Consider the following 16201-nt stretch of genomic DNA (forward strand, 5'->3'; position numbering starts at 1 on the left):
GTGGGGTTTGGGAAAGGCTACTCGAAATTCTTGTATCCGACCCAGATTTTGAATGGCTTATGATTGACGCAAGCCATATCAAGGTTCACCCGCACGCTGCAGGAGCACGGGGTGGCAATCAGGACATGGGGCGCACAAAAGGGGGCTCAACTCCAAGATACATCTGGCCGTGGATGCGCATGGTATGCCGGTCAGAATGTTTATTACAGCAGGTCCCGCTGCAGATTGCTCGCCGGCTTGCAGGCTTGTCGAAGGAATAGATGCCGAATATCTTTTGCCAGATAAGGGATATGATAGCGACACGTTGGTTACATCCCTCCAACAGGCTGGAGTAAGTCCTGTCATCCGGCCTCGAAAAAGTCGCAAATTTTTGCGCCATTACGATAGGTATCTTTATCGGCTCCGACACCTTATTGAAAATGCCTTCTTGGAATTGAAGCGTTGGCGAGGTATCGCCACACGGTATGCGAAAAATACGGCCTCTTTTCTGGCTGCTGTGCATATAAGGTGCCATTTGGGCTAAAATCAAATGACGACACTATCTACACCTATTCTATCCATGTCAGCATTTATGAGAAGAGTCATTTCTCATTCTTTCGCCTATTTCCATAGAAAAACAATACTACATTTCGACTCTTTGCATGAATTATTTAACTATACTGAACACAGGTCACGCTTGAGGCAGTGTGTACCTATATGCTCCGTGCCCCTCACCGTTCCCCGGGGCGGAACGCGCCAGCCCGGTCCGGCGCGATGCCGTGGCGCGCCAGCTTGGTATAGAGCGTGCCCCGGGCAATGCCGAGAGTGCGTGCCGTGGCCGAAACATTGCCTCCATGCGCGGCGAGCGCCTGACGGATGGCCACGGCCTCGGCGTCGGCCATGATGCCGTGGAGCTCGATGTCCGCGCCGCCGCGGGCGCCCCCCTCCTGACTGGGAGCCACGGCACGGTTTTGGCCAGCCATGCGCGGGGGCGCCGCTGCCATGCCCGGCAGGGTCTCGGGCGGGAAGTCCTCGATCTCAATGACCTCTCCTTGCCGCATGGTGGCCGCATGCACCACGGCATTATGCAGCTGACGCACATTGCCCGGCCAGGAAAAAGCGAGCATGGCCTCCTCTGCGCGCGGCGAGAAGCGCACCTGCTCAAGCCCCATGCGCGCCAGCGTGTGCCGGGCGATGAGCGGAATGTCTTCGGCACGGTCGCACAGCGGGGGTATCTCGAGGACGAAGGTATTGATGCGGTAGTACAGGTCCTCGCGGAAGGAGCCTGCGTGGAGCATGGCCGTCATGTGCCGGTTGGTCGCCGCCACCAGGCGAAAGTCCACGGTATGCGCGGTGACGGAGCCCACGCGGCAGACGCTTCGGCTCTCCAGCACGCGCAGGAGCTTGGCCTGTATCTCCGGCGGCATCTCGCCGATCTCGTCCAGGAAGAGCGTGCCCTTGTCCGCCAGCTCGATCTGGCCGATCTTGCCGTCCTGGCGCGCCCCGGAAAAGGCCCCCCGCGCGTAGCCGAAGAGCTCGGACTCAAAGAGATCCTTGGGGATGGCCGCGCAGTTGATGCACACGAAGGGGCCCTCGGCCCGCGGGCTCTCGGCGTGGAGCGCATGGGCGAACAGCTCCTTGCCGGCCCCGGTGGCGCCGAGGATGAGCACCGGCTCGTCAAGGCGGGCATAGCTTTGCGCCTGCCGCTTGAGGCGCCGCATGACAGCGCTTTCGCCGAGGATGCTCGCAAGGCTGTGCTGCGGCGCAAGGCTCGCCTGGATGCGCCGCTTGTAGTGGCTGATCTTGCGGTCCAGCCGCTCGATCTTGGCGGAAAGCCGCTGGAGCTCCTGCGGGTCGTTGAACAGCGCTTGCGATACCATGCCCGCCACCTGGCCCGCGCTGTCCCGCACGGGGATGCGGTTGACCACCACGGGCTGCGCGCTGCCGGGTCCAAGCTGGCAGAGCTCGCCCATTTCGGGCCTGTCCTCGCGCATGACCACCTGCGCCCGCGAATGGGGGATGACCTCGGTGATGTCGCGCCCGAGCAGCGCGTCCGGCGCCTCGCCAAGAAGGGCCGCATAGGCCTTGTTGACAAAGCGGATGACGCCCTCGCGGTCACAAAAGAGCACGCCCATGGGCAGGCTATCGAGGATGAGGCGGGTGCTTTCGCTGCTGTCGGCAAAGGGCGGCATGGGAACCTCGGGCGGATGCGGGGCGCTCGTGCAATGCCCGCAGTTTACCGTCGAGCGCCCCTGGTGGCAAGGTTCCGCTCCCATCAGCGGGGCGCCGTGTCCGCGTGGGCGCCCTCGTCCTTCTTCTCTGCGGCCTCCGGCGGCTGAAAGACCACAAAATGCGGCGTTTCCTCCACCACGCGCCAGTTGCGGCGCACGCGCTGCGGCACGCCGTAGCCCGCGCGGTCATAGGCGTCCGCGCGCTCGGCCTCCATCTGGTCGCGCTCCATGAAGACCGTGAGTTTTTTCTTCAGCAATTCCTCATAGAGGCGGTCGACCTCGCCATTGATCTCCCAGTCGATGAGCCAGTCCGAGCTGTAGGCCGGTTTGTCGCCGTTGAGGTAATAGGCGAAGGAAAAGCCGGGCAGCGTCTTGTACCCGGGGCCGTATTTGGCGCGCAGCTCCTTGAGTTCGGCGAGGCGCCCGAGCATGTCCGCGTCCACCATGACGCCCGTGGCGCGCGGATAGACGCTCCCCGCGTCATGCGTCAGGGCTGCGCGCGGCATGGGCCGCTCGGGGAAGACATAGGGGTATTGGTAGCCCGTGCCGAACATAATGAGGCCCACGGCCAGCGCCGCCCAGGCGAGGGGCCGCACGCGGCCGCCGAGGCGCGCGTGCACGGCAAAGAGAGAGAACAGCAACGGCACCGCGAAAAAGGCCGGGATCTTGTACCCGCCGCTGATGGCCACCGACCACGCGGCCACGAGCGGCGCGCCGAGGCCCACGGACGCACGCAGCCGCGGCAGGCGCCCCTTGGCATGGCGCAGCCAGCGCACGAGAAAGACCTGCGGGAAGAGCACGCACAGGCCCCCGAGCAGCACAAAGAGCGTGGGCCAGGAGGTGCCGTAGCCGATCCAGCCCTGCTTCAGGAGCACTTCGCGCACATACCAGGCCGTGAGCAGCGCGAGATACACATATGCGGGCAAGAGCCACGCCGGCAGCTTTTTGCGGGCCAGGCGCCCGAGCAGCCACGGCGCCAGGGCCAGCACCGGCAAAAGCCAGTTCTGGCGCAGATAGATGAGGATGCCGGCGTCCAGCGCCTCACGGATATCGAGCTGGCCAGTGGTCATGCGCGAAAAGGCTTCCCACGCGCCCACGGCCCGCAGGAAGAGCCAGACGGCGCAAAGCGCGCCCAGCCAGCCAAGCATGCAGCGCAAGGCCGCGCGCCACGAGGCGCGCTCCACCCACACGAGGAGCACCACAGCCGCAGGCACGAGCAGGAAGGATTGCTTGCAGAGCATGGCGCAGCCGGCGAGCACACCGGCCACCAGCGGCCACGACGAGACCGCGGCCAGCAGGGCGCCCCCGGCGAAGAGCACGCCGTCCGCCGTGTGCCACGGCATATGCGGAAAGGAATGCACGCCCCACACAAAGCCGCAGGTGGCGAGCAGGGGAAGCGGGAGGCCCAGGGCCTCAAGGCTAAAAATGCGCCCGAGGCAGGCCGCCGCGCACCAGGACGCCCCCAGCATGGTGGCAAGAAAGCCGGCTTTGCCGGCGAGGACTCCCCAGTTTTCCGGCGTGAGCCAGAGCCAGAAGGCATGCCAGTAGAGCGGGAGCGCCGGCTTGATATAGGAAAAATCGCGGTACGGCACCTGGCCCTGGAGGATGCGCCAGGCATAGCCGTAAAAATAGCCGAAATCCGTGGTGTCCATGCCGTAGGGCGTGTAAAGGACGAGGTAGCCAAGCGGCACGAGGGCAGCCGCCGCCCATGTGAGGAACGTGGCGGAATGGTTCGGTGACACGGGCATGGATTCTCCTCAAGGCGCAAAAGAACAGTACCGGGCGCCTGCCGCACCCCGGAGGCACAGCATACCCGCAAGCCGGCCAGCCGCCAAGAGACGGCGCCTGCGCTGCGGCGTCGTCTCGGACGGCCGGCACATCTCAAGCGCTACAAACCGGCGAGCTTCTTTCTTTCGTCCTCGACCAGGCGGAAAAACTCCACCGGCGACACCCTGAGCGCCTCGCAAATGCTGTAAATGGCGTTCACCGTGGGCTTTTTCTCTCCCCGCTCGATTTCGCGCAAGTAGCGCCTCTCAAGCCACGCGAACTCCGCGAGGGCCGATTTCGTCAGGCGCCTGTCTTTCCGCAGCACTTCGATGATGTTCCCCATAGCCTGTGCCAGATAAGGATATTCTTTCATCCCTCAAGGCTACATAAAAACTTGACCCAAAATGGGAACTATAATACCCAATCGGGAGCTATAGTTCTCACTTTGTCGAGTGACCGGGATCATCAAAAATGAACAAATTTAAATTACTGGCTGCCGCCCTCGCCATATTCTGCGTGATGGCATTTTTTTGCGCGCTGACCCCATGGGTCTTCGATGATTACGGTTACGGGGCCGGGGGCACCTCCCCGGCCGACTGGTTCCTGGCCCAGCTTGCGGAGCACCGCACATGGAGCGGAAAATTCATCGGGCATTTCATGGCGCGGGCCTTGCTGCTCGGCCCGGCATGGCTGCATCCCGTGCTTTCGCCGCTCATCTTCACCGGGCTCATTTTTTGCGGTGCCGTACTGACGCTCGGGCGCGCATGGCGCGAGAGGCTGCGGGCGTGGCACCTCATCCTGCTGGCCGGGCTCGTGTGGTTCGCCCTGCCCGCGTTCGGCACCGTGTATTTCTGGCGCACCGGCACCGCCGACTATGGCTACGGCCTCTTTTTCGCCACCCTCTTTCTGCTCCCCTACCGTTTCTGGCTCGATGACAAGGGCTATCGCCCCGCTTTTGGGCCGTGGCTCGCCCTTGGGGGCGTTCTCGCCGGCTGGAGCAACGAGAACACGGGGATGCTGGCGGTGCTGCTGACGCTCGCGGCCACTCTGTACCGCTGCCGTGCGCACAAAAAGGTGCCGCTGTGGGCGGCTGCCGGCATTGTGGGCGCCCTCACCGGGTGGATCTTGATGATGACGGCCCCGGGGAATGCCCTGCGCCTTGCAAAGCTGGGCGGCCTTGAAAAGATCCCGGCATTTTCGCAGGCGGCCTTCCAAAAATTCCTTGTCTTCTGGGCTTCACAGCAGGTGGAGATGCTGCCCTATGTGCTCGCAAGCCTTTTCTGCGTCTGGCTGCTCTGGCGCAAGCGCCGGCTCTCTGCCGCTGCCATCCTCCCGGGCCTCCTCTTCTTTTTCATGGCTCAAGCCTGCCTTGGCGCCTTTCTCTTCAGCCCCTCCACGCCCTACCGCGCCATGTCGGCGACCTTCTTCTACCTCGCCTGTTCCACCTTCGCCTTCATCGTGGCGGCAAAGCTCAAAGGCCGCGGCGCAAAACTGTGCTTTGGCGCCTTTTGCGGCGCGCTCCTCTTCAGTGTGCTCACTGAAGCCGTAGTCTTCGTTCAGGCGCAGCCGGCCATCGCCCTGCGGGACGCGGCCCGGGAGCAGGGCACGCTTCAGGCTGCGCACTTCGCCTACCCCAAAACGGACAAATACTTTTTTCCGACCTATGACATCATTGAGATCAACGCCTTCCGCGGCGCAATAAAGTATCAGATGATACCCTGGGACAAGGCCGTCCCGCTGGATGTGGAGGATGCACGCCCGGTGAAAGGGCTCATCATCAGTAACATGGTCTATCTGGACGGCGTTCCGCCAGGGAGGGTCCATGTGGCGGCAGCGGCGTCGCAACAGAGTGTCGCCGGCGGGTTGCAGGCGCTTTTGCGCCGCATCGCTCCCCTTGATGCGGCTACGGCAACGGGCGGCGTTCCGGCGCGCTATGCCGTTGCCGCGGCTGCCTCGGCTGAGGGCATGGCCGTCCTGCACATTCCCGGGGTGAGAAATACCGGGGACATCGCCTATATCGCCTTTGAAGAGTCCGGGAAGCCCCTGGTCTGGAGGCGTGTCACCCCCCAGGCGCCTTCGCTTGCCACTGCGGCACATCAAGGGTAGAGTCGCGCGCATGCAGCCATCTGACCGGTCTTGCGAACCTGACGCCCACCCGTATTCGCGCCTGCCCGAACTCCCCGAGCTTGCCGCGCGCGCCGAGGCACGCCTCCCGGCGCCGCCTGATGACGCGGCCTGTTTCGCGCTCTGGCGCAAATACGGCATGCTCCCCAATGTGGAGCGCCATTCGCGCATGGTGGCGCAGGTGGCCACGGCCCTCGCCAGGCGCACTGCCGCGCGGGGCCTCCCCGTACGCGTTGATGCCGTGCGCGCCTCGGCGCTGCTCCACGACCTTGCCAAGACCTATTGCCTGCTTCACGGCGGCAGCCACGCGCAGCTCGGCGCGTCGTGGGTGCTCGCCGAAACGCGGCACTATGGCATCGCCCGGGGCGTGCTGCTCCACGTGCACTGGCCGTGGACCGTGCCGGAGGGCCCGGGCATCTGCGCGCTCCCCTTCTTCGTCATCTATGCCGACAAGCGCGTGCGCCACGACGCCTGCGTGACCCTTGAGGAACGGTTCGAGGACCTGCTCGCCCGCTACGGGCGCGACGAGCGCGCGCGGGCCGGCATCCGTGCGGCCCACGAGCAGGCCCTCGCCATTGAACGCGCCCTGGCGGCGCAACTGGGATGGGATCTCCATGAAGATACTTTTGATTGCCGGGGGCTGGTCCAGTGAGCGCGAGGTCTCGCTGAACAGTTCCCGCATCGTCGAGGGCGTGCTGCGCGAGGCCGGTCACGATGTCACCTTTTTTGACCTCCTCACCGGATTTGACCGCCTCATGGAGGAGGCCCGCAGGCACGACTTCGCCTTCATCGGCCTCCATGGCGCCCCCGGCGAGGACGGCCTCGTGCAGGCGCTGCTCGATGCCGCCGGCTGCCCCTACCAGGGCTCCGGGCCGGAGGGTTCGTTCCTCGCACTGAACAAGGCCGCGGCCAAGCAGGTCTTCCGCCAGGCGGGCCTCCCCACCGCGGACTGGGAATTTTTGCCCCTGCCACCCCCCGCAGGCTGGGAGCCGCGCCTCCCCTATCCGCTCTTCGTGAAGAGCAATACCGGCGGTTCCTCGCTCCGGCTCGGCCGGGCCGAAAACCGGGCCGAGCTCGATGCCGCGCTTTCCGCCATCTTCGCCGCCGGTGACGAGGCCCTGCTGGAGACGGAACTCCCGGGCCGCGAGCTCACCTGCGCGGTGCTGGGCGAGGAAGCCCTGCCGCCGCTGCTCATCGAGCCTTTGGCCGGCAACTTCTTCGACTACAAAAGCAAGTATGCCAAGGGCGGCGCGCGCGAGCTCTGCCCGGCGCCCATCAGCGCGGCGGCCACGGCCCGCGCCAAGGAGCTGGCGCTTGCCGCGCACCGGGCCCTCGGGCTTTCCGGCTACAGCCGCACGGACTTCATCCTCGACGCCGAGGACGGCCTCACCCTGCTGGAGGTCAACACCCTCCCGGGCATGACCGCCACGAGCCTCGTGCCGCAGGAGGCGTCCGCCGCCGGCATTTCCTTCGCGCAACTGCTGGAACGGCTCATGGAGCTTGGCCGCAGCCGCCGGCGCTCCTGACGCGCGCCCGCCAGCCCGGGGCCGCAATATGGTACAAGACAGGCCGCGGCAACGCAGGCAAGGTGGCCGCAACAGGGAGTGGACCATGCCTGCGGAAACGACTGTTCTGGCCCATGACGCGGATATGGGGGCGGATGCGTTCAGCTTCAGCCTCACGGGCCGCGCCTTTGCGCCGCATTTTCACCCGGCCTGGGTGCTCGGCTGCGTGCTTTCGGGGCGGCGCACGCTCATGGTGCAGGGGCGGACCTACCTCGCCTCGGCCGGGGATGTGGTCATCCTCAGGCCCGGCGAGGTGCATGCCTGCGCGCCGGCCGGGAGCCCGCCTTTCGTTTGGCGCGGTTTCCATTTCCGCCCGGGGAGCACCGGAGCGGAGCAGTTACACATCCTGGCCGAGACGCAAGGCGCCGCTCCGGTCTTCCCGGCAGGGCAACTTCTTGACGAACTCTTGGAGGTGCACGCGCTCATGGGCGGTAGCGCCTCCACCGCGCAAAAAGAGGCGCGCCTCGCCATGGCGCTGCGCCGTCTGGGTGCCGGCTTAACGGCCCCGAAGAGGCCTAGTCCTCCCCAGCCGCCACAGAGGGCAGAACCGGGGCTGGAGGCGCTGCGCCGCCATCTGGAAAGCCACGCCCCGGAGCGCTTCAGCCTCGAGGACATGGCCGGCATGGCGCGGATGGGCAAGTTCCGGCTGCTGCGCGCCTTTGCACGCCTGACGGGCGCCACACCCTACCGCTATCTGGAGAGCGCGCGCGTCAACCACGCCCAGGAACTGCTGGAGCGGGGGCTGCCTGCGGCCGAGGCGGCGCTGGCCGCGGGTTTCAGCGACCAGTCCCACCTTGCCCGCGCCTTTCGGGCGCGCCTCGGCGTCACACCCGGCGCCTGCCGGAGGCGCCCGTGAGCGCCGTGAGCTCCCCCGCGCCCGGCCAGCTCTTCGGGCATCTCGTGGCCCTGGGCACGGTCATCATCTGGGGCGTGACCTTCATCTCCACCAAGATGCTTCTTGAGGACTTCACGCCCGTGGAGATCCTGCTCTTGCGCTTTTTGCTCGGCTGGCTGGCGCTCTGGGCCGTCTGCCCGCATGCGCTGGCGGTCAAAAGCCGCAAGGACGAACTGCTCTTCGCCGTGGCCGGGCTTTCGGGCGTGAGCCTGTATTTCCTCATGGAAAACGTAGCCCTGACCCTGACCTTCGCCTCCAACGTGGGCGTCATCGTGGCCGTGGCCCCGTTTTTCACCGCCCTGCTCGCCTGGCGCTATCTCGGCGGCGCGCGCCCGGGAGCCTTCTTTATGGCCGGCTTTGCCGCGGCCATCACCGGCATCGGCTGCATCAGCCTTGGCGGCAGCGAACTTTCCCTCAACCCGGCCGGGGACTGCCTCGCCCTCCTGGCGGCACTCGCCTGGGCGGTCTATTCCATCGTGGTGCGCCTGTTGGCGGCGCGGGGCTATGGCAGCCTTACCGCCACGCGGCGCATCTTTTTTTACGGCCTTGTCTGCATGCTGCCCATCCTGCCGTTTTCGGGCATCTCCTTCCGGCCGGAGGCCCTGCTGCGGCCGCTCAACTGGGCGAACCTGCTCTTTTTGGGGCTCGGCGCCTCGGCGCTCTGCTTCGTCACCTGGACCTTCTGCGTGCGGCGGCTTGGCGCGGTGAAGGCTTCGCTCTATATCTATCTCGTGCCCGTGGTCACGGTGCTCGCGTCCATCATGGTTCTCCACGAGCGCCTGACATGGCTCTCGGGCGCGGGCATGGCGCTGACCATCGCCGGCCTGCTGATCTCGGAAAGGGGAACGGGAAAAGCCGGGGAGCGGCTTCAGGAACGCGAGGAGGAAACCCGGGGCGAAGGCCACGCATAGGGGATGGCCGGGTCGTCCGGCGCGAGGCGTTCGCCTTCCGACGGGTCGTGCGGCATGTCCGCGCAGTTGCAGATGAGCGCGGGGGAGCCGCCCTCGGCCGTGAAGCCGTACCACACCAGGGGCGGGATGCGCAGAAGCCCGTACTCGTCGGGTCGGCCGAGGCGCCGCTCCACAAGAGCGCCGCGCGTGGGCGAGGCGGGCCTTTCGTCATAGAGGACGATGCGCAACAGGCCCATGGGCACGGCGAAAAGCTGGGTCTGCCGGGTGTGTCGCTTCCAGGCCTTGACCGCGCCGGGGAACACCTCGGAAAAATAGATCTCCCCGAAGCCCCCGGCAAAATCTGGCATAAGCGGCGAGCCGGCCCTGAGCATGTGCAGCACCGGCCCCCCCGGCGTAGGGATGACCTTGAGCGGCTGGTACAGCGCGCCCTCGATGCCCGTGGTCATGACCTCGGCGTCCATGGCGGCCTCAGTGCGCCCAGGCGAGGCCGCGATGCGCCGCCTTTCCGCCATAGGCCGTGATTTGGCCCTGCGTGTAGTCCCACATGGCGCCCTTGCCCGAGCCGCCCTCATAGTAGCGGGCGTACCACTCCGCCGTGTAGCGGATGGTCTCTTCAAAGTCGAGGGTCGCCTTCCAGGAGAGCTCGGCCAGCGCCTTGTCACAGCAGAGCTTGAGCAGGGTCGATTCCTTCTTGCCCGCGTGGCCCGCGGCGTCCATCTCGCTCTTGAAGCCGGGCCAGTGCACGGCCAGCGCTTCCACCACCTCGGCGACGGTGTTGTTCACGTCCGCCGCCGGGCCGAAATTGTAGGCCTGGCCGCGCGGGTCGAAGGGCGCCTCGGCCCCGGCCCGGAGCCCGGCATTGTTGTCGAGCAGGCGCGCCCCGAGCCAGAGATAGCCGGAGAGCGGTTCGAGCACATGCTGCCACGGCCGCGTGGCCCAGGGGCTGCGGATGGCGACGGGCCTGTGCTCCGCCCAGGCGCGGGCGCAGTCGGGCACGATGCGGTCGGCCGCCCAGTCGCCGCCGCCGATGACATTGCCGGCGCGCACGGTGGTGCAAGCAGGGCCGTTTGCAAAAAAGCTCTGGAAATAGGAATGGGCGATGATCTCCGCGCAGCCCTTGGAGGCGGAATAGGGGTCGGCTCCGCCCAGATGGTCAGTCTCGCGGTAGCCCCAGACCCACTCCTCGTTGCGGTAGCACTTGTCCGAGGTGATGACCACCACGGCCTTCACCGAGGGGCAGGCGCGCACGGCCTCGAGCACGTTCATGGTGCCGAGGGCATTGGCCTCGATGGTGCCGGCCGGGTCTTCATAGGAGCGGCGCACCAGCGCCTGCGCCGCCAGGTGGAAGACCACCTCGGGCGCAAAGCCCTGCATGGCGCGGGTCAGGGCCGCCCGGTCGCGGATGTCACCGCGCAGGTCTTCCATGCGCCGGGCGAGGTCCAGCGCCTCGAAGTGCGAGGGCGTGGTGGGCACGCCGAGGGAAAAGCCGGCTGCGCGCGCGCCGAGCGCCAGCAGCCATGCCGAGAGCCAGGAACCCTTGAAGCCCGTGTGCCCGGTGACGAAGACCCGGCGCCCGGCATAGAGGTCAGCGAACATGCTGTGTCCTTTTGATGCAGATGTGCTGCGTGTGCGCCCCGGGCGGCTCAGGCCCAGAAGGCGCGGCCGCTGTCCCAGAGCTTGTTGAGGTGGATGGCGTCGCGCAGGGTGTCCATGCACTGCCATTCGCCCGGATGCGGATACATGGAAAGCTGCCCTTCGGCCGCCAGCTGCTGCAAAGGCTCTTTCTCAAGGTCGCAGCCCTCGTCTTCGCTCAGGTAGTCGAGGAAGGCGCGCTCGAAAACGAAGAAGCCGCAGTTGATATATTCGTTGAGCACCGGCTTCTCTTCCCAGGAGATGATCTTGCCGTCCTCGCCGGTGCGCACGGTGCCGAAGCGCGAGGGCATGCGCACGCCCGTGAAGGTGCCGATGGTGCCGGCTTTCTTGTGGAATTCCAGCAGGCGGTCGATGTCGATGTCGGCCACGCCGTCGCCATAGGTGACCATGAAGCGGTCGCCCTCGATATAGCGCGCCACGCGCTTGAGGCGGCCGCCCTTGAGCGTCTCCTGCCCGGTGTCGCAGAGGGTGACGCGCCAGTCCTCAATAAAGGTGGGGTGGACGGTGATGTTGCCGGTCTTGAGCTCCACGGTGAAGTCAGCGTTGCGGCTGCGGTAATCGTGGAAATACTGCTTGATGACATCGCCCTTGTAGCCCAGCGGCAGCACAAAGTCCCTGAAGCCGAAGCGGGAGTAGATGGACATGATGTGCCAGAGCACGGGGCGCCCCCCGATCTCCACCATGGGCTTGGGTTTGATGGCGGTCTCCTCGCGCAGGCGCGTACCCTTGCCGCCGCACATGATGATGGTCTGCATGCCGCCTCCCGGCTAGGCCCCTTTGGGGGCAGTTCACACGGGCGCGAGTCTAGCAGAAGGCCGGCCGGAATAAAAGCCCCGCCCGGGATAAAGCCCCCGGCATGACGCACGGGCCGGTTTACAGCGCGGCGCTTTTGCTGTAGGCGGTGCGTGGAGGCGAGCTTGCATATCCGGGATCTTTCCACCCCCGCCCTCCTGCTGGACGAAGCCCGCATGGAGCGCAACATCGGGCGCCTTGCGGGGCGCCTTGCCGCTCGGGGCGTGGGCTTTCGCCTGCACGGCAAGACCCTCAAGTGCGCGGAGGCCGCGCGCCGCGCCATGACCACGCCCGTGGGCCCGCTCGCCGTCTCCACCCTCGCCGAGGCGGAATGGTTTGCGGAGCGGGGGGTCACCGATATATGCTATGCGGTGGGCATCGCGCCGGGCAAGTTCGAGCGCGCCCTGGCTCTTCGCCGGCGCGGGACGGCGCTTACCCTGCTGCTCGACAGCGTGGAGACCGCGCGGGCGCTGGCCACGTTCGGCGAGGCCCGGGGCCACGCCTTCGATGTGCTGCTGGAGGTGGACTGCGACGGCCACCGCGCAGGATTCGCCCCCAGGGACGCCGCCCTCGTGGAAGCGGCAGGCATTTTGGCGGCGCACGGCCAGCGCGTGGCCGGCGTGCTCACCCATGCCGGGTCGGCCTATGACCTTGCGGCGCCCTCGCCGCAGGCATTTGCGGCGCTGTCCGAGCAGGAGCGCGCCGCGGCCGTGACGGCGGCCGAGGCCCTGCGCGCGGCCGGGCACGCCTGCCCCACGGTGAGCGTGGGTTCCACGCCCACGGCCCTCTTTGGAGAAGATTTTTCGGGCGTCACGGAAGTCCGCGCGGGCGTCCACATGGTGCAGGATCTCGTCATGGCCGGCCTCGGCGTCTGCACCGTGGAGGACATTGCCCTCTCGGTGCTCTGCACGGTCATCGGTCGGCGCGGGCGCGACGGGGCTCTGGTGACGGACGCGGGCTGGACGGCCCTTTCCCGCGACGTCGGGCTTCCCGCCCGCTTCGCCGAGTTCGGCTACGGGCTCGTCATGGACGCGGATGGCGCCCTCCTGCCGGGCCTTCGCGTGACGGAGACCAACCAGGAGCACGGCATCGTCACCACGGCGCCGGGCGCGCCCGTCCCGGCGCTCCCCGTGGGAACGCTGTTGCGCATCCTGCCGGTCCATGCCTGCGCCACAGCTTCGGGATTTGCTGCCGTCCACCTCTGCCGCGGGGCCGAGACGGAGGCTATGTGGCCGCGCTGCCGGGGCTGGTAGCGGCGGCCGCAGATGGTTTGGTTCAAACAGCTTCAGGAGGAAGTCATGGCATCCACGGTTTACTTTACCGGCATGCACAGCCGCTCGCTGGACAACAACAAGTGCGCCAAGGTGGCGCGGCTCTGCGACGCGCTCCAGCTGAAAAAAGTCCTCAAGCGCAATGAGCTCGCCGCCGTCAAGATCCACTTCGGCGAATACGGCAACGACACCCACATCAAGCCCATGTTCGCGCGCGTGGCCGTGGACAAGATGAAGGCCGCGGGCGTAAAGCCCTTCCTCACCGACACGACCACCTTGTATTCCGGCACGCGGCACAATGCCGTGGACCATCTCCACACCGCCTATCTGCACGGGTTCACTCCCGAGACCGTGGGCGCGCCGGTCATCATCGCCGACGGTCTCTACGGCGAGGAGGACGTGCCCGTGCGCATCAACTGCAAGCACTTCAAGGAGGTGCGCATCGCCGCCGCCATCCGCCGCGTGCCCTCCATGGTGGTGCTTTCGCACTTCAAGGGCCACGAGATGGCCGGCTTCGGCGGGGCCATCAAGAACCTCGCCATGGGCGGCGCCTCGGTGGCCGGCAAGCGCGACCAGCACGGCGTCCATGTGCAGATCGACGACTCCCTCTGCGTGGGCTGCGGCCGCTGCGTCAAGGTGTGCCCGCAAAAGGCGCTTTCCCTCGTGAACGGCAAGAGCCATGTGGACGTGAGCCGCTGCATCGGCTGTTTCGAGTGCATCACCGTCTGCCCGGTGCGCCCGAACAAGGCCATCAGCATCGACTGGAGCTCCGAGATGGTGCCCTTTGTGGAGCGCCTCACCGAATACGCCTACGGCGCGGTCAAGGGCAAGCAGAAGCACGTCTGCTATATCAACTTCGTGCTCAACGTCACTCCGGACTGCGACTGCGTGGGCTGGAGCGACATGCCCCTCGTGCCGGATATCGGCATCCTCGCCTCCATGGACCCGGTGGCGCTGGACCAGGCCTGTTTCGACCTCGTGAACAAGGCCCCGGCCTTTGACCCCAAGATCGCCGACGCCAAGACGGACAAGTTCACCGCGCGCTGGCCCCACACGAAGGGCGAAGTGCAGCTGAGCTACGGCGAGGCCATCGGCCTCGGCAGCCGCGAATACAAACTGGAAAAGATCTAGCCGCCCGGGGCCTGCCCGGCGTTGTGCACATGACGCGCGGCAGGCCCCTGATAATTTTTCCGCCAGAGCCGGGCGGGGACGCCCCGCAACCCCGAGGAGCAGACCATGCTTGACCCGAAAGGCCACGCCGACTGGGAAATCGCCCAGGAAGCCGAAAAGACCATGAAGACCATTTCCCAGATCGGGCGCGACCTGGGCCTCGAGGAAAGCGAGCTTCTGCCCTACGGGCACTACATGGGCAAGGTGGACTTCCGCAAGGTGCTTGACCGCCTNGNCGACCGGCNCAACGGCAANTANATCGATGTCACGGCCATCACGCCCACGCCGCTCGGNGAGGGCAAGTCCACCACCACCATCGGNCTCGTGCAGGGGCTGGGCCGGCGCGGNAAGCGCGCCTCCGCGGCCATCCGCCAGCCTTCNGGNGGCCCCACCATGGGNGTCAAGGGCTCGGCGGCGGGCGGNGGCCTTTCGCAGTGCATCCCGCTGACGCANTATTCCCTCGGCTTCACGGGCGACATCAACGCNGTCATGAACGCCCACAANCTCGCCATGGTNGCGCTCACCTCGCGCATGCAGCACGAGCGCAANTACGANGACGAGAAGCTGCTNTCNCTCTCGAAGATGCCNCGGCTCAACATCGACCCCACCAATGTGAACATGGGCTGGGTCATGGATTTCTGNTGNCAGGAGCTGCGCAACATCATCACCGGCATCGACGGGGTGAACGGCAAGNCNGACGGCTTCATGATGCGNTCGCGCTTNGACATCGCGGTNTCGAGCGAGGTCATGGCCATNCTCGCCATCTCGCGCGACCTNGCGGACATGCGNCGNCGCATGGGCANGATCATCGTGGCCTATGACCGCGCGGGCAAGCCCGTCACCACCGCCGACCTNGAGGTGGACGGCGCCATGACCGCCTGGATGGTGGAGGCCATCAACCCCAACCTNATCCAGACCATCGAGGGNCAGCCCGTCTTNGTNCATGCCGGGCCNTTCGCCAATATCGCCATNGGCCAGAGCTCGGTCATCGCNGACCGCGTGGGCCTCAAGCTCAGCGANTACCANGTGACGGANTCCGGCTTCGGCGCGGACATCGGCTATGANAAGTTCTGGAACCTCAAGTGCCATTACAGCGGCCTTNCGCCGGACGCGGCCGTNATCGTGGCCACNGTGCGCGCGCTCAAGAGCCACGGCGGNGCGCCCGTGCCNGTGCCCGGNCGGCCGCTGCCCCGCGAATATTCCGANGAAAACGTGGGCTATGTGGAAGCGGGCTGCTGCAACCTTTTGCACCACATNGAGAGCGTCAAGAAGTCCGGCGTGTCGCCGGTGGTNTGCATCAACGCCTTCGTCACCGACACNCCGGCCGAGATNNCCAGGGTGCGCGAGCTNTGCGANGCNGCNGGNGCGCGCGTNGCCCTGTCGCGCCACTGGGAGCTCGGCGGCGAGGGCGCGCTGGAGCTGGCCGACGCCGTCATGGACGCCTGCAACGAAAAGACCGACTTCAAGCCCCTNTACAGCTGGGACATGCCCTTCANGGAGCGCATCGAGCTCGTGGCCCGCGANATCTANGGCGCGGACGGNGTGGANTTTTCCGGCGAGGCCGAGNCCAAGCTCAAAAANATCCAGGANCGCGAGGANGCCGACGAGCTCGGCCTGTGCATGGTGAAGACGCACCTTTCGCTCTCNGANGACCCCAACCTCAAGGGCGCGCCCAAGGGCTGGCGNCTCAAGATCCGNGACGTGCTCATCTATGGCGGCGCGGGCTTNGTGGTGCCCGTTTCCGGCAAGATCACCCTNATGCCNGGCACNGGCTCCAACCCGGCCTTCCGNCGCGTGGACGTGGACACCGAGACCGGNCGCGTCAAGGGCATTTTCTAGGCGC

Annotated in this window: 14 protein-coding genes and 1 pseudogene; 9 read left to right on the plus strand and 6 right to left on the minus strand. The window is 66.3% G+C overall.

Annotated elements, in window-relative coordinates; all coding sequences use genetic code 11:
* Positions 1-533, plus strand: a pseudogene (locus HDR50_RS05515) (IS5 family transposase); the annotation flags it as partial.
* Between the two features lie 177 nt (positions 534-710).
* Here HDR50_RS05515 and HDR50_RS05520 read toward each other — a convergent pair.
* The 3 genes from HDR50_RS05520 to HDR50_RS05530 all read right to left on the minus strand — a co-directional run bounded on the left by HDR50_RS05520 (position 711) and on the right by HDR50_RS05530 (position 4320).
* Positions 711-2171 carry a sigma 54-interacting transcriptional regulator gene (locus HDR50_RS05520; protein WP_291356682.1) on the minus strand — a complete coding sequence of 487 codons (1461 nt, stop codon included), beginning with the start codon at positions 2169-2171 and terminating at the stop codon, positions 711-713.
* Between the two features lie 83 nt (positions 2172-2254).
* Positions 2255-3958: a hypothetical protein gene (locus tag HDR50_RS05525; protein ID WP_291356684.1), complete on the minus strand. Its 1704-nt coding sequence runs from the start codon at positions 3956-3958 to the stop codon at positions 2255-2257.
* A 140-nt stretch (positions 3959-4098) separates the two neighbouring features.
* Positions 4099-4320: a helix-turn-helix transcriptional regulator gene (locus HDR50_RS05530; protein WP_291356686.1), complete on the minus strand. Its 222-nt coding sequence runs from the start codon at positions 4318-4320 to the stop codon at positions 4099-4101.
* Positions 4321-4448: 128 nt separating this feature from the next.
* Between HDR50_RS05530 and HDR50_RS05535 the strand changes: the two genes are divergently transcribed.
* The 5 genes from HDR50_RS05535 (at position 4449) to HDR50_RS05555 (ending at position 9472) form a co-directional block, all read left to right on the plus strand.
* On the plus strand, positions 4449-6083 hold the full coding sequence (locus tag HDR50_RS05535; protein ID WP_291356688.1) for a DUF6056 family protein: 1635 nt from the start codon (positions 4449-4451) through the stop codon (positions 6081-6083).
* Positions 6084-6093: 10 nt separating this feature from the next.
* Entirely contained in the window at positions 6094-6753 is a 660-nt protein-coding gene (locus HDR50_RS05540; protein WP_291356690.1) for an HDIG domain-containing metalloprotein, read from the plus strand.
* Positions 6716-7627, plus strand: a complete 912-nt coding sequence (locus HDR50_RS05545; protein WP_291356692.1) for a D-alanine--D-alanine ligase — start codon at positions 6716-6718, stop codon at positions 7625-7627. Before HDR50_RS05540 ends, HDR50_RS05545 begins: the two co-directional genes overlap by 38 nt.
* An 85-nt stretch (positions 7628-7712) precedes the next feature.
* Complete coding sequence (locus HDR50_RS05550; RefSeq protein ID WP_291356694.1) at positions 7713-8522, plus strand: AraC family transcriptional regulator; 810 nt, start codon at positions 7713-7715, stop codon at positions 8520-8522.
* On the plus strand, positions 8519-9472 hold the full coding sequence (locus HDR50_RS05555; protein ID WP_291356696.1) for a DMT family transporter: 954 nt from the start codon (positions 8519-8521) through the stop codon (positions 9470-9472). The genes HDR50_RS05550 and HDR50_RS05555 overlap by 4 nt, the downstream gene beginning before the upstream one ends.
* Here HDR50_RS05555 and HDR50_RS05560 read toward each other — a convergent pair.
* The 3 genes from HDR50_RS05560 to rfbF are packed head-to-tail and all read right to left on the minus strand — an operon-like array spanning position 9430 to position 11880.
* Positions 9430-9933: a dTDP-4-dehydrorhamnose 3,5-epimerase family protein gene (locus tag HDR50_RS05560; RefSeq protein ID WP_291356698.1), complete on the minus strand. Its 504-nt coding sequence runs from the start codon at positions 9931-9933 to the stop codon at positions 9430-9432. The genes HDR50_RS05555 and HDR50_RS05560 overlap by 43 nt on opposite strands.
* A 7-nt stretch (positions 9934-9940) precedes the next feature.
* Complete coding sequence (rfbG, locus tag HDR50_RS05565; protein ID WP_291356700.1) at positions 9941-11068, minus strand: CDP-glucose 4,6-dehydratase; 1128 nt, start codon at positions 11066-11068, stop codon at positions 9941-9943.
* Positions 11069-11115: 47 nt separating this feature from the next.
* A complete protein-coding gene (gene rfbF / locus HDR50_RS05570; RefSeq protein ID WP_291356702.1) occupies positions 11116-11880 on the minus strand; it encodes a glucose-1-phosphate cytidylyltransferase in 765 nt (254 codons plus the stop codon).
* A gap of 162 nt (positions 11881-12042) precedes the next feature.
* On the opposite strand from rfbF, the gene HDR50_RS05575 reads away from it, so the two are divergent.
* The 3 genes from HDR50_RS05575 to HDR50_RS05585 all read left to right on the plus strand — a co-directional run bounded on the left by HDR50_RS05575 (position 12043) and on the right by HDR50_RS05585 (position 16197).
* The gene (locus HDR50_RS05575; RefSeq protein WP_291356704.1) at positions 12043-13170 is read left to right on the plus strand and encodes an alanine racemase; all 1128 of its coding nucleotides are present in this window, start codon (positions 12043-12045) and stop codon (positions 13168-13170) included.
* A gap of 45 nt (positions 13171-13215) precedes the next feature.
* Positions 13216-14319, plus strand: a complete 1104-nt coding sequence (locus HDR50_RS05580; protein WP_291356706.1) for a DUF362 domain-containing protein — start codon at positions 13216-13218, stop codon at positions 14317-14319.
* A 105-nt stretch (positions 14320-14424) separates the two neighbouring features.
* Complete coding sequence (locus tag HDR50_RS05585; RefSeq protein WP_291356708.1) at positions 14425-16197, plus strand: formate--tetrahydrofolate ligase; 1773 nt, start codon at positions 14425-14427, stop codon at positions 16195-16197.
* The last annotated feature ends 4 nt before the right edge of the window (positions 16198-16201 follow it).

This window comes from Desulfovibrio sp., assembly GCF_014803725.1.
GTDB lineage: Bacteria > Desulfobacterota > Desulfovibrionia > Desulfovibrionales > Desulfovibrionaceae > Desulfovibrio.